Source organism: Lysinibacillus sp. Bpr_S20, assembly GCF_023337835.1.
Lineage (GTDB): Bacteria > Bacillota > Bacilli > Bacillales_A > Planococcaceae > Lysinibacillus.
The window spans coordinates 136442-155442 of sequence record NZ_JALNLQ010000007.1; the positions used below are offsets into that span (position 1 = coordinate 136442).

The window sequence follows — 19001 nt, forward strand, 5'->3', positions numbered from 1 at the left end:
TAAAATTATCGAAAAATTCATCTAAGTGAGGATACGCAGATGCAAACTATACAACGTCATTCCTATACAAAACCACGCACGAATACATTTGATTTGGTGATGACATCCATTTTAGCAGCACTTGTTTTCGTCGCCACAATGTTTATTAATTTTAAACTACCATTCGGGCAAGGTGGACTGATTCACTTAGGGACATCTATGCTTTTGATTACGTCGATTTTATTCGGCCCTAAAAAGGGAGCACTTGCCGGAGCAATCGGAATGGGCTTGTTTGATATCGTCGGTGGTTGGTTAATTTGGGCGCCAACTACAATTATCTCCCGCGCATTACAAGGTGCTATTGTTGGGAAAATCGCTTGGTCTAACGGACATAGAGGCGACGACGTCCGACTAAATATTTTAGCAGCAGTTGTTGCTATGCCCGTAATGATGGGGGTTTACTATATCGGGCAAGCCATTATGTTCAAAAGCTGGGTTGCTCCTATGGCATCCATTCCAGGAGACATCATCCAAAACGTTGTCGGTTTACTAATCGCGATTCCAGTATGTATCGTCATGAAAAAAACACCGTACTTCAAAAAGAACTTTTAATACAAACTAAACACGCCATCTTGCCGTTTTGTCAGCAGCATAGAGGGTGTGTTTTTTGTTGTCGTTACATTTAGAATTTCAAATGACAATAATGACGGCTCTTTTTCATACTATATGGTGGAGGTGAAAAATTGCCAAGAGTAAAATATATAAATTCCGACATTGATTTAGTGGCAAGGATGATGAGAGCGGAAGCGGTAGGTGAAGGCAATCAAGGAATGCTATATGTCGGTAATGTCATTGTGAATCGTGTTATAGCAGAGTGTCCCGATTTTAAAGATTTAAGAACCATTAATGATGTCATTTATCAGGTACAGGGAGGAAATTATTCTTTTGAAGCTGTTCAAAAAGGGAATATGTTTTACCAAAGAGCACGACCTAACGAAAGAAGATTAGCAAAACTGACACTGGATTATTGGCGAGAACATCCAGCGAAATTTGCACTTTGGTATTTCAATCCATATGCACCATGTCCTCCAACATGGTACGGTCAACCTTTTACTGGCCAATTTAAAAATCATTGCTTCTATGAACCAGCACCTGATACATGTGAAAGTGTTTATCGAGGATAGGGCATCTTTTAAAAGAAAATCCCACGGAAAAGTCTTCAATCTCTCCGTGGGATTTTCTATGATTAGTTATTCCCTATTCTTCCAATAAATCCATCGGTACAGTTTTCATCATAAACTCTCTCACTTCTCGAATAGCAGGGAGTTCACTTTCTACAAGCTCTATCCCTATTATTTTTGCTAGTGGTTGAAGAATCGGTCTTAACTCTTTAGAGACAAATAGTTTGCTCGGCCTTACATCCATGTTTTGCAAAAATGTCCATAAAAGACTTTGTGCAATTTGTGCCGTTTTAGGTATAGGGAGCATTTCGTGTTCAATAACAAAATTGCTTCCTCGGTCAACAAGCATACCAGCAGTCGGATATACAGTGCGGTCTATTTCTTCGACTTCTACACCAAAAGGCATGTAAAATAAATCATATTCAACTTGTAACGCGCTTTTAGGCTTTTTCTTATATTTTGCTTTTTCAAACATTGAAATTTCCTCGTAGCACTCATACGTTGGCTTTGTGACATTTATGTGCAAAATATAAATCTCTTGTAACGCACCATCCATTTCCACTTTAAATACTGGATATTGATGTGGTGCTACCTCCGGATATTCCCAGCCATCCTTCCGAGCTTCTACAATATTAATCATCCTACTAATAACATTAATTAATAACTCTACCTCTAGATAATCTGGTCTTTCAGGATGCGTTCCCTCTAAATAACTCCGGAATTGAATCCAGTTCTTCTTCCCTCTAAACGATAGCCCACAATCTTTAATTAACAGATAATCTGCAGGATCTAACTCTCCTCTATCAACAAAATTCACAGTTAAAGCATTTAAACCATAGGAAACATCGCTCGATACATTTTTCTCAAAGAGAATTTTCGATAAGCTAGTATAACCAAGCTCCATGTCAAAAATCATTAATCCAAACTCTTCACCGCCTGCTCCCATGACAGAAACAAGTACTTTATAATCGGTATCTTCAAAGTGAATGCCAACGACTTCATCATCCCCAAAATATTGCCATGGCTTTAATTTTTTCAGCTCATTCGTAAGCTCCAATAAAGTAAGATAATCTGGCTCTTGGCTTTCGAGGAAATGATCTACCTCTTCATACCCCCGTATCCATTCATTAATTTCCTCCAAATTGATCTTGTCCAATTTACCCGTGTGAATATTGCCTGCTCCAGCAATACATACAGGAGTTTCAGCGTTCATCGATACATCCTTATTGCTCTCTAATCGAATAATAAATGATTCACTATGATCAATGATATGTGCAAAGGCTTCATCACCAGGATTTCGAAGCCATTCATCGACCAACTCTTCATCGGTATCAAAATCCGTATCATTTTCAGGTAAAAAACAAATCTTTTCTTTCGATACTCGCCCATCTTTTTTAACCATTTCAAAATCAAAATAGTCCGGCCCATCCAAATCAAAACTTAGGAATATCATTTCATCTAGCAAAGAAAAACTACTGTTCTTCGGTAACAATAACTTTCGATATATTTCTGGTTTTTCCTTACTTTCAATATGCAACTGTAGCATCATAATTTAAAACCTCCATCTTCTACTTGTTATAGTGTTGCTGACGTAGCTACGGCTAATCTACTTTCATATACAAGTGCCATCATCACTTGCCCTTATCTCTTAATTTACTATTTACAAAGTGAACCACTCTCTATTCACTTTACTAACAACCTATCCGTTCTGCAATACTTCAAAACTCTTTCTCCAGCAGTTGTTACACTGAGATTGTAAGTGAAGCCGAGTGGATTATGGAATAGTAACTTCAATGAGATGTATTAACTGTCACATCTTATACGAAAGCATTGATAGATCATTAATTTTAATGGATGACATGAAACTTACTAAGTTAATGTTTTTATACAATGTGGGTGTATCGAATATTCAAACCTTTACGGTAAAGAGGATGGCTTTAGATTTTTTTGAGGAAGGTTGATAATAAGAAATGCAGCGAACTGTTTGAAGGTTGCTGCATTTTTAGTATATAGCAATATCTATTTTTCACCCTATTGGACCTTTCTTCTGCTTCTTCTAGGGCATTTCGTAATTGGACGTATCCCCTAACAACCCGCACTTCTATTTTGTAAAAGGCTCAGTTGTAAATATTATTTTCAAGTTGAAAGTTCGATCTCATCACCAATTGCTTCAAAAGCAATTTTTATTTTTTCTATTAAATCTTCTAAAAACTGATTTCGTTGATCTAGTTTACTAGCTTCTTCACTTGTCCACGTATATTTCATGACAAAACCTGGACAAATATTTAGACGGTCATAATTCTTACATAAAATCTTTTCTTGTATTAGATGTTGATCTTCAGGTAAAGTCATTCCGCTGTTTTCGAATGATTGGAATAAATCGTCAAATTCTTCTCTTTTCGACTGACGTAAGGTCGGCGAATGTATTTTCCAATATTGAATATATTCTTCAAAAGTTAATTTTCCCTTAAACCACAACAGGTTGCTTGAGCGATAAGATACATGAAAATTACTTGAAAGTTTAAATCCTATATTCATTAAATTATTTAACTTTTCAACATCTAAGTTTGAATATGTACTCTTAGCAGCATGCATTGTATCTCCAGCATAAAGCCATAAATGAATACTCCAGCTATCTCCTTCAACACTAGAATCAAGGGCAATTTGCTTCACCGTATCTTTCTTACTTTGCGCATAATTCTTCCATCCTCGATGATAGTCTACAATTGCATTTTCCCCGTCAATCTTCATCGCTTCTAATAAAGCCACACAACGTTTATTTAATAAATATTGATTCCCTTTACATACTGCAAATTGCGTATAAGGGTTTAAATAAGAAAATTCATGATCGATATACTCGATGAAATCTTCTATAAGTTGTTTTTCTAGGCCAGAAACCATCTCATTTTGTACTATCGTATTAAGTTTCTCTATGACTGTACGCCAAGATAAAGCACAAACTTGCTCTACTATTTTCACGCCCACTTCTTCCAAAAATGAAGGGTTAAGCTGACGTAACCAAATATTTTCGCGAAGTGGTTTATTTTCAACGATGAACAGCCATCCTGGATCAGCAAAAATAACGCCATCGTATCGGGCACCACGACTATCATTTTCGACTTTAGTTTTCATATCAAGTTTGTCATCAGAAATAATAATTGAAACTACTTTACGACCTTCAGTAGCTGTACCTTTAAATAATTCATTCGTATGACCTAGCTGTGTACTTACTAACTCAACACTTAAATCACCGGTAGCAATCGACTCTATTTGCTCATCTCTTTTTAAATCAAAATTTAATAACTCCTGACGAACCAACTCTAAAAACATAATTTGTACTGACGGGATATTTTTTACTAATATCAAAAACGTTCTAGTCAGTTCATCCTCATGATGATGCGCCTTATTTTTATATGAATTAAACACGTTCAAATGATCCACAGAAAAAGCCCCCAACAATCCTTTTATAAATTAATATAACATACTGTATATTTCGGGATTTTTACCCATTTTTCATTGAGGATTTCTTTATAAATTAATATAAGTTTTAAAAGCCAAAACAATAAAACGGTTAAAAATTACTTAACTGAGTTTTAAATAAACCCTCGCTCCTTCCATTGCCCAAAATACTTTTGATAGCCCATTTCCTCAGCAGTCATCGTGCATTGCGTATCTCCCCATTTAAAAGTATGAGATCCTGACAGTGCTTCATAGGTTGGATTCCCCATCACATCCTTGAAAAGCGTTTCAAATGTATGTACATCTACTGAATGTGTTGTTCCATCTTCATAGGTTTCAAGAAGAATGAAATCTACCTCTCCCTGATCTGATTGACCCTTAAACATCAAGCCTGCCTCATTTAATAACAAATATAATTGATGCATCTCCAACCTTATTTCTCTCTGAAAAATTTATTACCTAATGTCACTTACCTTCTATGTAGTTTTATATTTATTCTTCAGGCAGTGATGTCTCAATTGTATTATTATTGCAGATAAGATTTTTTGCTTTAAATTCTACACTTGTTGAAAGCTTCTGTAACATACTCACATTATTGACCAACTTTTCTACTTCAACTAGTCCTTCACCCTGCAATTTACTAAGTTCTATCTCAAGTTGTTTTAATGATTTTTGAATTAACTCTATGTCTTTCTTGTACTTTTCTAAAATAATTACAGTATCATTAACTTCTCTATTATTTTTTGTGTTTTTTAGCATAGTGCGTCATCCTTTCGATCTATGAAGTCATATTTATGGTACTAGCTTAAAAAGTTCACTATACCAATACACCTATAAATGTTTGTACAATTGGAAGCGTATTTTGTCATTGACTCATCACCAAAAGTTGCGGATGAATGCCCTATATAAGTTGATTTCCGTTTTGACTAAACGCTCCCTAGAAAGCGCCCAGTCAAAACGGAAATCAACTACACGATATGGTGATGATCCTTGCATTAACCATTACCCTATTTGTCGCCTAATCAAACATTAAATTTTTTTAATTACTCTGGCCCTTGAGGTAACATTCCCATTTAAAAGAAAGAATAAACACTTGTTAGGATACGTTTAAATAATTTTTTGAATGTAATTCCACCAAGATTAAAAAATTCAACCATGTCGACCTAATAGCTAGTGAATCCTCTGCTTTTTGATGATTTAAGAAAGTTATTTTCTATCAATAGAAACTTCATAACATTTTGCAGTTTCTCCTAAGATCATTTATCGTTCAAACTATTTTTTTAGACAACAATTAAAGCAAACAGTCAGTAAGACCATTTGCTTAAGTACTTTAAGCAAAAAAAGCATCAACCCCTTGATATCTTAAATAACTTGGCACTTTTTGAACTATTTTGTTTCTAATGTATGTAGACAGCGGGAGTCGAACCCGTGTCCAGAAACTCCAATACTTCAGCTTCTACGCGCTTAGTTTACCTATTTACGATTCACGTAACATTATGCCGACAAACAGGCGTCCTGTACGCTAACCTTGAAACCCAGATGGCGCCATCGACTGTTCCCACTAAAGTTGGCCCTACGTAGAGGCAGAGCGCTACAAGCTTACGCGACCAGTAAATGTTGAGCTACCCTACTTTTCTAAACACTCTTGTTTATCGCGATTTTTTTTCCTTTGAAGAAATCTTTCTTCTAAATTGCTCGTGCCGATGATGACACCTAAAGTAATAATTAAACTGCCGATAAATTGCTGCAGTGTAATGATTTCATGTAAAAATAGTGCCGCTCCAATTAATGCGAATATGGTATTGAAATTCACAAAAATAGCGGATTCCGCTGCACCAATGTGTTTTATACATAAATTATATAATGTATGTCCGATAGAAGTAGCTAAAATAGCCGACATGAAAAATACGAGCCATATGAATGAACTGAAGGATAAAAATGCTCCGTAGCTTCTGAAGCTTGTAATAAATGTAAAAACAAGTAATAGTGATGAACCAATGAGAAGCATCCAGCCTGTCATTAGTATGGGAGAAATGATTTTAGTTGCTCGACGAATTGCGATAAAGCTAAAGGCCTGTAAAAAGAATGACATAAACACGAGAAAATCACCTAGCTGTAGATTTGTCAGCTCGTTAATGTCGTCCACAACTGCGAATAGCACGCCAACTCCTCCAAGTGTAAAGCCAATTAATTTTGTTTTCGTCATAACAGTGTCTTTAAATAATACTACAATAAGTGCTGTGAAGAGTGGACTTAAACCACTAATAATGGCTGTTTTCATGGCAGTTGTTCGAACAATACCATACGCTAAAAAGACATGGTGACAAATGACGCCGAAAAAGCAACCGATTAATATGTACTTAAATGGCATTCCTTTTACATAGAGCGGCTGCTTCATTAGCTTTAAAATAATAAAAATTGTAATAGCTGCTAGAAAAATGCGTGCTGTTTGGATCGTTAATGGATCTCCATTGGAAACAATTACTTTCAGCCAAGTAACATTCATGCCCCAAAGAAACATAACGAATACTAAAATGGTATAAACCTTTGCATTTGCCAAGTCATCACCTCATGTTTTATTCAATCGCAAGAAGAAATCTCGCGAAATAAACTACTGTCATGATTTCCGCATTTTTGGCTATCGGGACAACAGCCTAGCACCTGAGCAAGATCTAAATTGAAATCCCCTCCTTTTACAAATCTTTCCAAAGATTCATTGGCTTTTCATAAGAAAGTAGACTGTCAGGAAAGATATAGCCTTCCAAACAGCCTACCATACTTCATACCCTTCTTTAAGCAGTCCTAACCTTTTGATAAATGTATGTTCCATCTGCAATTTGATCAAGCTGTACGGGGTCACCGATTTGCACACTTTCTTGAATGCGCACCGTTAGTTTGGCAGTTGAATCCTTTAGCTGCACTAGAGCAACAGTATACGGTGCCAAATGGGCGTAATCTGCTGGTGCAATATGAATGACTGTATAGCTATAAACGGTTCCCTCATCTGGGACTTCTCGTTCGTTTTTGATTTCTTGGCGGCAGGTGCTGCAATACACTTTTTTCGTCACTGACTCCACACCACAGCATTCATAAACCTTCATCTGCTACACCCTTTCTAATATGTGGACAACTGAATATGAACCAGTGCCACCTAAATTTTGTGCAAGTGCTAATCGTGGTTGTTTTTCTAGCTGGTTTGGTGCATGTCCACGCAATTGGAGCACTAATTGGTAAAACTGCGCCACACCTGTTGCGCCAATAGGATGTCCTCTGGATAAAAGACCTCCGCTTGTATTAACAGGCTTCTCTCCGTTCACGCACGTTTTTCCTTGCTCAATGGCTAGCCAACCTTCTAATTTCGGGAAAAAACCGAGCTCTTCAATGGCCAGCATTTCAGTCATTGAAAAGCAATCGTGAATTTCAACTATATCGATATCCTCAGGACTAACACCTGCTTTTTCATAGGCTTGCTGACCTGATATACGAATTGCTGGTAATGATAATAAATCGATGGCATCCTGCATCATCGTCGGACCTGAAGCCTGCGCTGATGCCAATATTTTAATATCAGATGGCTTACGAGATAAAACAACTGCTGCTGCTCCATCCGTAATCGGTGAACAATCGAATAAGCCAAGTGGATCTGTAATCATGCGTGCGTTCATAATTTCTTCTAGTGTTGCTGGTTTTCGGAATTGAGCTAGTGGATTTTGTAATGCATTTTCACGGTTTTTTAACGCTAATTTCGCTAAATGGGATTTATTTGCACCTGTTTCATAGAAATAGCGATTCGCCACTACACCAAAAAATCCTGGGAAAGTTAGACCAGCATAGCGTTCGTTAGTCGTCTGATCCATTGCAGAGTTAATAAATTGCGTTACAGTAGCCGTAGATGCATGCTTCATCTTTTCCACACCGACAACTAAAACGCTTTCATATTCACCACTTAAAATACCTAGAATACCTTGGCGTAATGCGATACCACCTGATGCACAGGCTCCCTCTAATTTGGCCGTAGGAATAGGACCGAGCCCCAAGTCATTGGCTACAATCGCGCCTAGAATTTCTTGATTGGCTAAGCTACCACCCATATAGTTACCAACAAAAACTGCATCGATTTTTAACTCTCTTGCTTCTTCTAACGCCTCTCGACTAGCAGCGAGCATTAAATCCTTTAATGAAGTATTTTCACTGTTTCCGAACTTCGTCATACTTACACTATGAACATATACACTCATTGTGTCACCTCCATATGCTGTTTTACTAGCTCGCGTTTTAAAATTTTCCCATAGGAGCTTTTTGGTAGCGCCTCAACTACGTAAATTTCTTTTGGCTTTTTAAAGCTCGCTAAATGTTCCTGACAAAGCTCGATTAATGCATTCTTCTCAATTTGTCCACGCCCGTTTGGCACTACATATGCGACGATGGATTCGCCCCATTTTTCATCTGGAATACCAATCACACATGTTTCCTTGACGAATTCATGCTTGTTCAACACTTCCTCTACTTCTCGAGGATAAATATTGACGCCACCTGAAATGATGACCTCCTTTTTACGGTCAACAATATAAAGGTAGCCATGCTCATCTAGTCTGCCTAAATCGCCTGTATGAAGCCAACCGTCACGCAATGTTTCGGCCGTAGCCTTTTCATTATTCCAATAGCCTTGCATAATAAGTGGGCCCTTTGCTGTGATTTCTCCAATTTCACCTACTGAACATTCATTGCCTTCAGCATCAATAATTTTCACATCAACAAATGGTCCAACTCTTCCACACGAATCAAGCCGAGATGGCAAATCCTCGCGTGGCATTATTGAAATACACATGGGTCCTTCTACTTGACCATATGTTTCTACAAATTTTGTGCCTACTTTGGCTAGTGCCTCTTGCAACTTAGCAGCGGCAATGGGTGAGCCTGCCATATTAATCGATTTAATGTTACTTAGTTTTTGCGGGTTGAACTGCTCGTGCTGAATCATTAAGTTAACCATCGTTGGTACTAGGAAAATGATTGAAATACGGTCCCGCTCTAATAAATCAACAAAGTGCTCTGGCTCAAATTTATCGTATACGACTTGTGTTAAGCCATAGAGCCATGCCACATGACTTAAGAAATTTGCCCCGTGCGTTAAAGGTGCAACATGACCGAGCATATCCTTATAGTCAACTTCACATGCCATTGCTAATGAAAGAGCTCCACTGACCATATTGCGATGTGATAGCATTACGCCCTTTGGATTGCCTGTCGTTCCCGAAGTATACATAATGGCCATCGTATCATTCTCGTCTACTTCATTTACATGGGCCTGCCCTTTAAATTGTTTAACCACTTGCTCATACGGTTCTCCGCAATAAATAATTGGGAAGTCAATTTGCAGCGGATCTATCAATGGCTTTTCACCAATAATTAGGCTCATAGCTGAATCATTAACCTGATAATCATGTTCTTTCGGATGCAAGCGGTAATTAAGTGGTACTTTAACTAGACCATATAAAGAAACGGCTACATCAAGTTCAATATGCTCTAATCGATTAGACATTAAGATACCTACGCGTTCTCCCTTTTGTAAGTTCAGACTTTTAAAATAGGCTGTTAGTGCATAGGCACGCTCTATTAATTGAGCATAGGAAATAGTACGGTCTTTAAATTTAACTGCTATTTTATCTGGATATGCGCGAGCTGATTTCAATGCTAATTGGCCGATTGTACTCATCTATCTTCCCCCTATTCTTCAAAGTGAAAAATTAGAACCCCGAATTGGTCATCCTTACGTCTTTTCGGTATAGCCTCTTTTAATGGATAGAGTATGAATTCGACTGTAATTGCGATTTCATTTTCTCCTTCAAGAAAATGACCGCCAGAAAAGTTTTGATCACAATCAACAAAAGATCCGTGGAAATGAATATCTAAATCATTCGTTTCTATATCTACCCCAATAAAGCCTAAACCGGAAATAAGTTCAACCGGGGAGGTAGTTTGCCGTTTTTGGGAATAAACGATGGTCCCTTTCTTTTCACCTCTTTGAACTTGGACATAGGTAGCCTGCTTTAAGGATCCCATGCATTGAAATTGCCCTCCCATTACACCAAAGTGGTAACAAACCTCTTTAATCCCAGTAAATAAATCCGTTCCTGCTTTCAATCTCCCGATAATTCTATCCGTAGGTCGGTCATACAAAGCTTGCCAACTAGAATTATCCAATACTAATCCCTCCATCTACCTTCAACACCTGGGCAGTTGTATAGCTAGCCTCCCTAGATGCAAAGTATAAAACAGCACTTGCAATATCATCAGGTGTGCCAATACGCTTAATGACCTGCTGATCTAAATTGTATGGAACCCCTGTTGTAATACCTGTTAAGGTTGCACCTGGTGCCACAGAGTTACAAGTAATATTTAATGGGCCAAGCTCTTTTGCTACCCATTTCGTAAGAGCAATTACCCCTCCTTTTGATGCAGCATAAGCTGGACCTGAGCGCCCTGTACCATCTTCTCCAGATGTAACACCACCGTTTAAACCTGATACTGAGCTTATATTAATAATCCGACCATATTGGGCATCCTTCATATGTGGGTAAACACATGCCTGTGTAAACATAAATGCTGCTTTTAAGTTCGTATCAAGATCACGTGACCAATCGTCGAACGTTATCGTTTCAATATTTTTTCGACTACATGTACCAGCATTATTCACCAAAATATGAATCTCTCCATATTTTTCAACTGTGCGATTAACTGTTGCTTTCACAAACTCTGCATCACGAATATCTCCTAAGCACTCTAAATAGCTGTCATGTGCTAGTTTTTCAATTGTCTTCTCACATGAATTTAAGTCAACTAAAACAACATGTACCCCTTCCTTTGAAAGCTGGACCGCAACTGCTTGTCCAATACCACTTGCCGCTCCTGTAACAATCGCTACATCATCTTTTAATGTCATAATAGTTTTCCCCTTTGCTATTTAATATTTAATAAATCTGGTAAAAATGTTGATAGAGAAGGTATATATGTTACAAGTAATAAGACGATAATAGAAGCAACAATAAATGGTACAACCCCTTTTGAAATTTGAATGATATTAGCCTTTGACATACTGGCTGCAACATATAAATTTAAGCCAACAGGTGGTGTAAATAAGCCGATTGCTAAGTTAATCGTCATAAACACGCCAAATACAGCTGGGTCTACATCGAGCATTAACATAATCGGAAGTAATATCGGTACGAAAATATAAAACGCTGAAATGGCATCAATAAATGCACCCGCAATTAATAAAATAATATTTACGAGTAGTAAAATAATGATTTTATTATCAGTTAAACCTAAAACAGTATTTGAAATAGTTGAGGCAATTTGTTCTGTTGTTACAATATAGGCAAAGACAGATGCCGCACTTACGATGATCATAACAACAGCTGTTTGTAACGCCGACTCAATAAAAATACGATACATCATTTTTATGTAGCCTTTTCGATGAATGAACAGTCCTACAACCAGTCCATATACAACCGCAATAACTGCCGCTTCTGTTGGTGTAAAAAACCCTCCATAGATTCCACCTAAAATAATGACAGGAATCATTAATCCTGGAAGTGCCTTAATAAATGCATCCCAACGTTCTTTTCCTGTACTTTTTTGCCTAGCTGCTTCCACAGAGTCGTTAAAAATACCCTTTTTAATGTCACGTTTGCGAACATACATCCCAGCGATAAATAAACCGATCCCAACTAAAATACCCGGTATAACCCCAGCCATAAAAAGACGATTAATCGTAATCGGGATTTGATCTCCTGCTACTACTGCAAAAATGATGAAGGCAATCGACGGGGGAATAATAATGCCTATCGCACCCGCACTCGCCACTAATCCTCCAGCAGTTTCTTTGCGGTAGCCGTTTTTCACCATTGCCGGAATTAGAATACCTCCAATTGCAGCAACTGTCGCGGGACCAGATCCTGAAATAGCAGCAAAGAAAATTGCTACTATTACCGTTACAAGTACAATGCCACCTTTACGATGTCCTACTAATGTTTGTGCAAAGTCAATTAAACGCTTAGAGATTCCGATATGATCCATAATGACACCAGCTAAAATAAAGAATGGAATCGCTAATAGCGTAAACTTTGCCACACTCGTATACATAATATCTGTTAATGCCTCAAACCCTGATAGCCCTTGAGATGTAAATAGTACTACCATTGAAGCTACTGCTAAGGAAGCAGCGATCGGTACCCTTAAAAATACGAGCAATATAAAGGAGCCAAAAAGTAATAATGCTGTCATACTACCTCATCTCCTTTCGCTCCATTACCTTCTTTACTCACCGCTTTATATTCTTCTATCATTGCTTGAACTGTACGAATTAAGCACAGTAATGCACCTAGCGGTAATGCAGAAGATAAAATCCACTGCGGCATCCCTAAGGCTGGTGTCGTTTGATTAATCTGCATTTGGAACAATACCATATCAATGCCGTAATAAAGTAATACAGCAAACAATACACCACTCGCTACTGATGAAATAATTACAATCACCTTTTTTGTCAGCTTATTCCCTTTATCGAACAATAAGGTAAAACCAAGGTGTGCGTATCTACGCACACCTAAGGCTGTACCAACAAATGTCAGCAATACTAACAAATTAACTGTGATTTCTTCTGTAAAAGAAAGGGATAAATTGACTAAATTGCGAGAAACGATGTTTACAAATGTAATAAATGTAATTGCTGCAAATGAAACGCTTAATATAATCTCTTCAAAGTAGTCTAAGAATTTCATATGTCTCCCCCTTATGGCGTAAACGCTTTCAGTAAATCTTCTCCCCAAATATCAGTATATTTATCATAAATAGGCTGAACAGCTTTTTTAAACGCTGCCAATTCTGCATCTGTTGGCATATAAACATTCATTCCTTTAGCTTTTAAATCTTCAATTTGTGATGCTTCTTTTTCGCGTGCAATTTTCACTTGATAAGCAGCTGCCTCTTTTCCTAGTCGATCAAATAATTCACGGTCTGCATCACTTAAAGAACCATACAGCTTTTTATTCATACCTAACACTAATGGATCATATGAATAGTTCCACAATGTTAAATAATCTTGAACTTCCTCTAACTTTGACGAAGCAATAACATCAATAGGATTTTCTTGACCATCAATTGTACCTTGCTGTAACGCTGTAAACACTTCTGAGAATGTCATTGTTGCAGGGTCTGTTCCTAATGAACGGTATAAATCTGTGTACATGGTAATACCAGGTATACGAATCTTTAATCCACTTAAGTCTTTTGGTAGTTTAATTTCATGCTTACTGTTCGTTATTTGACGGAAACCATTTTCGCCATAGCCTAAAGCTTGTACACCCTTTTCAGCTAAAAGTTCTTTAAGCTTTTCTCCCCCTTCTCCATTAAACACTTTATCAACCTCTGAATGATCCTTCAGTAAAAAAGGTGCACTTGCCACACCAAAACGTTGATCTAAAATCGAATAAATAATAGTAGAGTTAAATGTTAAATCGATTGAACCTTTTGCTAACCCTTCAACAGCCTTTCCTGAATCTCCCCCAGATAATTGTTCATTTGTGAATACTTCAATTTTAATGCGACCATCTGTTTCTTTATCCATATCATCTGCCAGTTTTTTTGCTGCCTCATACCATGTTGATGAATCTGATACAGTGACAGACATTTTTAATTTATATGACTTTTCTTTACCATCAGCATCCCCACCACCGCTACCACCACAGGCAGCTAGTATTGCTGAAACTATCAAGAGCATTGCCAAGAGAAGATTTCTCCCTTTAAAAAATTTCTTCATAAAATATCCCCCTACTCTTTTTATGTTAGACTTAATAATTATTTTATAATTCCGAAAAATCTAAATATATATTCTTAGAGGATAAAAAATTATAAAATAATTGATTGATTTTTGTCTCTAACATATAAAAGTTATTCAAATAACAGCATTTTTAACTATTTAATTAAACACTTTTTCTTTTCCGAAACAGTAAAATAGCAATCATTAATTCCAATTTATTTTCATTATTATTAATATCAATATTTAAAAGCTTTTCTATTTTTTTTAAGCGATATTTTAATGTGTTTTTATGGATATGAAGGGCATCAGCAATTTCCTGTAAGCCCCCTTTACTTTTTAGCCACATTTCTAGATTGTATATTAATTCTTCTTCCTCTATTAAAGAGCCAATTGTTCTTCCGATGAAATTACCAACCTTTTGTTCATCAAGATCGGACAATAGTAACTCTAATTTCAAATCCTCTTCAAATACTATTCGTCTATTTTCAATAGCAACTGTTAACGCTATATTTGCTTCATTATAAGATTCATTTAGCTCAAAGAAGGAATGTGAATTGCCGACGCCTATAAATATATCGTCATCATATAGCTTAATAAGTTTGCGGTTAAAGGAATAAAGTGTTTGCTCTAAATCAATACGCGTTATTTTCGGGACAAGCAGCACTAGCTTATCAAAGCTCCATTGAAAAATATGTAATTGAGGATGGATTATTTGAATTGCACGCAAATAATCCACCCCCTTCTCATCAATTCTCCTATTCAATTGAATAATAATAATTCGGTTGTAGAGTTCCGTATCAATATTTAGCATTTCTGCCCGTTGTTCTAGCAACAATTGATTTACCTGGCCATTTAATAAATCAAGCAGGAAGAGCTCAAACATTTTGGTCTCTCGTTCTTTTTTACGGTGCGTTAAAAAATCTTCCACAAAAAACTGTGTGATTTTCTGAACAAGCTTCCCATACTTTTCTATTTCAACAGGTTGTCCAGTAACACCAATTACTCCAATCGATGTATCTTCAATAACTAATGGCATGACAAGCCCCTCACGCACACCCTTTAATTGGACTGACAGCTCCTTTGTCATATGCATGACTTCTTTTTTCTTCATGGCTATTAATGCACCCTCATGAAATTGGTTCACCCTAGACATGTCCGTGCTGGCGATAATAAATCCATTATGATCGATTACAACAACATTCTGGTCAATCAATTCACCAAGCTCTCTTACAATTTTCGTTCCAATTATTTGCAAATCAAACATTGTGCCACCCCCATAGCAGAATAATATACCGATTATATAGAATTTTCGGTATATTCATGATATTTTACTGTATTTTGCTATGCTATTGTAGATAAAATCAACAATATGTGTGGCTCGCATGCTGACTTCTAGCTTCGCTTTATGGATACCCGCTTGAATTTGCAGTAAGCAACCAGGATTGGCTGTGACGATAACTGTCGGTTGTAGCGCCTTAATCGTTGCCATCTTTGCGTCCAAAATGTCCCCCGCTAATGCAGGCTGCAACAAATTATATATCCCTGCTGAACCACAACATGTATGGGCGTTTGGTAGCTCTTTAAAGTGGACGTTCGGTAGCGCCTGTAATATCATTCTTGGCTCATTGAAGACTTTATTGACATTGCGTAAATGGCAGGAATCCTGATACGTCACAAGCGTTTGGTTTGCTTGCTGTGGCAAGGTTGCTAAATAATCTAGTAGACCAGCTTTGACAAGCAGACTTGAAATATCAATTGTCTTCTTTGAAAATCGAATTGCTTTTTCACGATACCGTTCATCACTATGTAAATGCTTTTCATACTCCTTTAAGAAAGCTCCACAGCCACCAGCATTATTGACAATATAAGTGTAGTCATCTGAATCAAATAGCTCAACATTAAGAATTAAGTTTTGCTTACCACGCTTTAGCTCTCCACTATGTCCATGCAGAGCCCCACAGCAATTTTGATTATCTGGAATGATAACATCCACACCAAGCATTTGTAGCAAGGATACAGTTTTATCATTTGTTTCCTTATAAAGTGTATCCATTAGACAGCCTGTAAAAAAGGCAACCTTCATCGCAGCTGTTTTTACCTGTTTTAACGGCTGTATCTTTTTTGCAACAGGTGGTAAAGATGCCTCCATTGTTTTTAAATGCTTTGGGAATAAATTTAAAAAGCCAATTTTTCGAACAGCTTTTTGCATTCCTGTTTTTTGATAAAAATGCAGTAGACTGACTGCATGCTCCATATTTTTTTGCTTAACGAAAAGATTATTAAAAACAATTGTGCGTGTTGTTTTTTCTAAGAAGGATGAGTGCTTCACTTCTTGTACCGCCTCACGAGTTTGCTCGATTAAAGCACCATACTGTACTCCAGCTGGGCATGCTGGCTCACATGCACGACATCCTAAACATAAATCAAATGATTTTTCTACGGATGCATCGAAAGGTACTATTCCATCACGTACTGCCTTCATTAAAGCAATACGCCCACGAGGTGATTGTGCCTCATCCTGCTCTGTATGAAGATATGTCGGGCAGCTTGGCAAACAGAAGCCGCATCTCATACAGTCGAGTAATAAATTTTCATCGACATGTGTCTCGAAGGATTGTTGCATTTGCTGCTGTATGTTAGTTACCACCATCTACCACCACTCTTTTCTTCGTTTCTTTTGCAAAGATTTTGCCAGGATTCATAATATTGTTTGGATCGAAGGCTTGCTTAATGTTTTTCATTACAGTGATACCAACAGGACCAATCTTCCATTCTAAATAAGGTGCTTTCATTTCACCTACACCGTGCTCCCCTGTAATCGTACCGCCTAACGTCAATGCTGCCTCAAAAATTCCCTCAAATGCCGCTTCCACACGCTGCATTTCATCTTCATCTCGTAGGTCTGTTAAGCAGGTAGGGTGTAAATTTCCGTCTCCGGCATGACCGAATGTGGCAATATTGACCATGTACTTTTCGGAAATATCATTAATACTCATGACCATTTTTGCCAGCTCTGATCGTGGTACTGTTGCATCCTCTAAAATAACTGTCGGTTTTAATTTCGCCAAGGCAGATAAAGCTACACGTCTTGCTATTTTAATTTGCTCCGCCTCCTGCGCATCTTTTGCAATTTGTGTAAAAAGTGCACCATTGTCTTTTGCGATTCGTACCATTTCATTGACATCCTGTTCTACTTGATACATTTCACCATCCTGCTCGAGTAATAGCATTGCTTCTACATCTGTTGAAAGACCTATTCTCATATATTGCTCGACAGCGATAATGGTTTTTTTATCAAGGAATTCTAGTGTTACGGGAATAATTTTATTGGCTATAATGGACGAGACTGTACGCGCTGCATCCTCCAAAGATTCAAAGTATGCAATGCTCGTCATTTTATATTGTGGCAACGGGATAAGCTTTAATGTAATCGCTGTTACAACACCTAATGTTCCCTCTGCTCCAACAAATAATGATGTGAGGTCATAGCCTGCTACATCCTTTGCTAGTTTGCCACCTGTTTCTAAAATATCTCCGTTCGGCAAAACAACTTGTAGACCTCTAACATAATCCTTTGTTACACCGTATTTTAAGCCCCGCAAGCCACCCGAGTTTTCACTGACATTGCCACCAATTGTAGAAATTCTCATTGAGCTTGGATCAGGAGGGTAAAATAAACCATGTGATTCCACAAATGTACAAAGATTTTCGGATATAATACCTGGCTGTACTGTAATCGTTAAATTTTCCTTATCAAAATTTAAAATTTGATCCATTCTATTAAATAAAATCACTACCCCCCCCTCATAAGGTACCGTTCCTGCAGCAAGGTTCGTCCCAGAGCCACGAGGAATAATTGAAATTTTATATTCACTACATACTTTTAAAACCTCTGCAATTTCCTCTGCATTCCCTGGTGAAATAACAAGATCAGGTAAGCGCTGGAAGTTTGCTGTTGCATCATAGGAATAAGCTAAGAGCTGCGCAGTTGAGCTTTTAACGTATTTTTCACCAACAATATGCGTAATTTTTTCGATGACTGTTTTATTCATAATGCTCACCTCGAATTAAGTTATTATTACTACAATTTTAATTGTTGGAATTTTCTAAACATATGTCTTGTAAGATAAAAAAGAGACATAAATTATATTTTTTTTGTGTTATAAGACCAAAAAAATAGAAGTTGCCGGACAAAGTCCAATCAACTTCTATTTTCTATACTTCAACAAAATTATAAAAGGCCGATGAGAAAGTTCGGCACTAATTTTCTTTCTCATCAGCCTTATTAACGCTGGCGGTCCTTGAAGGAACGAGCCGAGTCCCATTTTATGCTCTTTTAAGAAACCTGATTAAATCCTTCTTCTTTTGCAGGAAACATGGAAACTTCTATTTCCGCTGTATCGGAAATAGTTACATTATCATCTTCGTTTACAGATCATAGCTCTTCTATATTTATTTCATGATTTTTCAACAAAATTGTTAAGATTTGAATGAAATTCAGTGAAATCAAATGAAACTAAAAAAGTGCCAAGACCCTTGACATTAAAGGGTTTTGACACTCATTG

The 19001-nt window shown here is 37.2% G+C and carries 18 protein-coding genes; 2 read left to right on the forward strand and 16 right to left on the reverse strand.

The genetic code is table 11. The features are described from left to right. The first annotated feature begins 39 nt into the window (after window positions 1-39). Window positions 40-591, forward strand: a complete 552-nt coding sequence (locus MWJ95_RS17335) for an ECF transporter S component (protein ID WP_249106820.1) — start codon at window positions 40-42, stop codon at window positions 589-591. A gap of 131 nt (window positions 592-722) precedes the next feature. Continuing rightward, window positions 723-1163, forward strand: coding sequence for a cell wall hydrolase (locus tag MWJ95_RS17340; protein ID WP_249106821.1), 441 nt, complete (start codon window positions 723-725; stop codon window positions 1161-1163). Between the two features lie 73 nt (window positions 1164-1236). On the opposite strand, the gene MWJ95_RS17345 is transcribed toward MWJ95_RS17340, so the two are convergent. The 16 genes from MWJ95_RS17345 to MWJ95_RS17420 form a co-directional block, all read right to left on the reverse strand. Continuing rightward, window positions 1237-2709 carry a DUF7309 domain-containing protein gene (locus MWJ95_RS17345; RefSeq protein WP_249106822.1) on the reverse strand — a complete coding sequence of 491 codons (1473 nt, stop codon included), beginning with the start codon at window positions 2707-2709 and terminating at the stop codon, window positions 1237-1239. A 587-nt stretch (window positions 2710-3296) separates the two neighbouring features. Beyond that, entirely contained in the window at window positions 3297-4601 is a 1305-nt protein-coding gene (locus MWJ95_RS17350) for a hypothetical protein (RefSeq protein WP_249106823.1), read from the reverse strand. A 152-nt stretch (window positions 4602-4753) separates the two neighbouring features. Continuing rightward, the gene (locus MWJ95_RS17355) at window positions 4754-5044 is read right to left on the reverse strand and encodes a hypothetical protein (RefSeq protein WP_249075011.1); all 291 of its coding nucleotides are present in this window, start codon (window positions 5042-5044) and stop codon (window positions 4754-4756) included. 67 nt (window positions 5045-5111) lie between these two features. Beyond that, on the reverse strand, window positions 5112-5378 hold the full coding sequence (locus tag MWJ95_RS17360) for a hypothetical protein (RefSeq protein WP_249075010.1): 267 nt from the start codon (window positions 5376-5378) through the stop codon (window positions 5112-5114). Window positions 5379-6246: 868 nt separating this feature from the next. Beyond that, complete coding sequence (locus MWJ95_RS17365; RefSeq protein ID WP_249106824.1) at window positions 6247-7179, reverse strand: DMT family transporter; 933 nt, start codon at window positions 7177-7179, stop codon at window positions 6247-6249. A 232-nt stretch (window positions 7180-7411) separates the two neighbouring features. Further along, entirely contained in the window at window positions 7412-7720 is a 309-nt protein-coding gene (locus MWJ95_RS17370) for a Zn-ribbon domain-containing OB-fold protein (protein ID WP_249075007.1), read from the reverse strand. Window positions 7721-7723: 3 nt separating this feature from the next. After that, window positions 7724-8857, reverse strand: a complete 1134-nt coding sequence (locus MWJ95_RS17375) for a thiolase C-terminal domain-containing protein (RefSeq protein WP_249106825.1) — start codon at window positions 8855-8857, stop codon at window positions 7724-7726. After that, on the reverse strand, window positions 8854-10335 hold the full coding sequence (locus MWJ95_RS17380) for a class I adenylate-forming enzyme family protein (RefSeq protein ID WP_249106826.1): 1482 nt from the start codon (window positions 10333-10335) through the stop codon (window positions 8854-8856). The genes MWJ95_RS17375 and MWJ95_RS17380 overlap by 4 nt, the downstream gene beginning before the upstream one ends. 11 nt (window positions 10336-10346) lie before the next feature. Next, a complete protein-coding gene (locus tag MWJ95_RS17385) occupies window positions 10347-10823 on the reverse strand; it encodes a PCC domain-containing protein (protein ID WP_249075004.1) in 477 nt (158 codons plus the stop codon). Then, window positions 10816-11562 carry an SDR family NAD(P)-dependent oxidoreductase gene (locus tag MWJ95_RS17390; protein ID WP_249075003.1) on the reverse strand — a complete coding sequence of 249 codons (747 nt, stop codon included), beginning with the start codon at window positions 11560-11562 and terminating at the stop codon, window positions 10816-10818. The genes MWJ95_RS17385 and MWJ95_RS17390 overlap by 8 nt, the downstream gene beginning before the upstream one ends. Window positions 11563-11579: 17 nt before the next feature. Further along, window positions 11580-12905, reverse strand: coding sequence for a TRAP transporter large permease (locus MWJ95_RS17395; RefSeq protein ID WP_249075002.1), 1326 nt, complete (start codon window positions 12903-12905; stop codon window positions 11580-11582). Next, window positions 12902-13399, reverse strand: a complete 498-nt coding sequence (locus MWJ95_RS17400; RefSeq protein ID WP_249075001.1) for a TRAP transporter small permease — start codon at window positions 13397-13399, stop codon at window positions 12902-12904. The genes MWJ95_RS17395 and MWJ95_RS17400 overlap by 4 nt, the downstream gene beginning before the upstream one ends. Before the next feature lie 11 nt (window positions 13400-13410). Further along, entirely contained in the window at window positions 13411-14436 is a 1026-nt protein-coding gene (locus tag MWJ95_RS17405) for a DctP family TRAP transporter solute-binding subunit (protein WP_249106827.1), read from the reverse strand. A gap of 163 nt (window positions 14437-14599) precedes the next feature. Continuing rightward, entirely contained in the window at window positions 14600-15700 is a 1101-nt protein-coding gene (locus MWJ95_RS17410) for a CdaR family transcriptional regulator (protein WP_249074999.1), read from the reverse strand. Window positions 15701-15754: 54 nt separating this feature from the next. Further along, the gene (locus MWJ95_RS17415; protein WP_249106828.1) at window positions 15755-17086 is read right to left on the reverse strand and encodes a (Fe-S)-binding protein; all 1332 of its coding nucleotides are present in this window, start codon (window positions 17084-17086) and stop codon (window positions 15755-15757) included. Continuing rightward, window positions 17073-18488 carry an FAD-linked oxidase C-terminal domain-containing protein gene (locus tag MWJ95_RS17420; protein WP_249106829.1) on the reverse strand — a complete coding sequence of 472 codons (1416 nt, stop codon included), beginning with the start codon at window positions 18486-18488 and terminating at the stop codon, window positions 17073-17075. The genes MWJ95_RS17415 and MWJ95_RS17420 overlap by 14 nt, the downstream gene beginning before the upstream one ends. Between the last annotated feature and the right edge of the window lie 513 nt (window positions 18489-19001).

What these genes read in the sequence shown, in the direction of transcription:
- MWJ95_RS17400 (WP_249075001.1), bottom strand. Translation starts at nt 13,399, where the DNA reads ATGAAATTCTTAGACTACTTTGAAGAGATTATATTAAGCGTTTCATTT.
- MWJ95_RS17405 (WP_249106827.1), bottom strand. Translation starts at nt 14,436, where the DNA reads ATGAAGAAATTTTTTAAAGGGAGAAATCTTCTCTTGGCAATGCTCTTG.
- MWJ95_RS17410 (WP_249074999.1), bottom strand. Translation starts at nt 15,700, where the DNA reads ATGTTTGATTTGCAAATAATTGGAACGAAAATTGTAAGAGAGCTTGGT.
- MWJ95_RS17355 (WP_249075011.1), bottom strand. Translation starts at nt 5,044, where the DNA reads ATGCATCAATTATATTTGTTATTAAATGAGGCAGGCTTGATGTTTAAG.
- MWJ95_RS17415 (WP_249106828.1), bottom strand. Translation starts at nt 17,086, where the DNA reads ATGGTGGTAACTAACATACAGCAGCAAATGCAACAATCCTTCGAGACA.
- MWJ95_RS17380 (WP_249106826.1), bottom strand. Translation starts at nt 10,335, where the DNA reads ATGAGTACAATCGGCCAATTAGCATTGAAATCAGCTCGCGCATATCCA.
- MWJ95_RS17370 (WP_249075007.1), bottom strand. Translation starts at nt 7,720, where the DNA reads ATGAAGGTTTATGAATGCTGTGGTGTGGAGTCAGTGACGAAAAAAGTG.
- MWJ95_RS17375 (WP_249106825.1), bottom strand. Translation starts at nt 8,857, where the DNA reads ATGAGTGTATATGTTCATAGTGTAAGTATGACGAAGTTCGGAAACAGT.
- MWJ95_RS17335 (WP_249106820.1), top strand. Translation starts at nt 40, where the DNA reads ATGCAAACTATACAACGTCATTCCTATACAAAACCACGCACGAATACA.
- MWJ95_RS17420 (WP_249106829.1), bottom strand. Translation starts at nt 18,488, where the DNA reads ATGAATAAAACAGTCATCGAAAAAATTACGCATATTGTTGGTGAAAAA.
- MWJ95_RS17390 (WP_249075003.1), bottom strand. Translation starts at nt 11,562, where the DNA reads ATGACATTAAAAGATGATGTAGCGATTGTTACAGGAGCGGCAAGTGGT.
- MWJ95_RS17360 (WP_249075010.1), bottom strand. Translation starts at nt 5,378, where the DNA reads ATGCTAAAAAACACAAAAAATAATAGAGAAGTTAATGATACTGTAATT.
- MWJ95_RS17345 (WP_249106822.1), bottom strand. Translation starts at nt 2,709, where the DNA reads ATGATGCTACAGTTGCATATTGAAAGTAAGGAAAAACCAGAAATATAT.
- MWJ95_RS17395 (WP_249075002.1), bottom strand. Translation starts at nt 12,905, where the DNA reads ATGACAGCATTATTACTTTTTGGCTCCTTTATATTGCTCGTATTTTTA.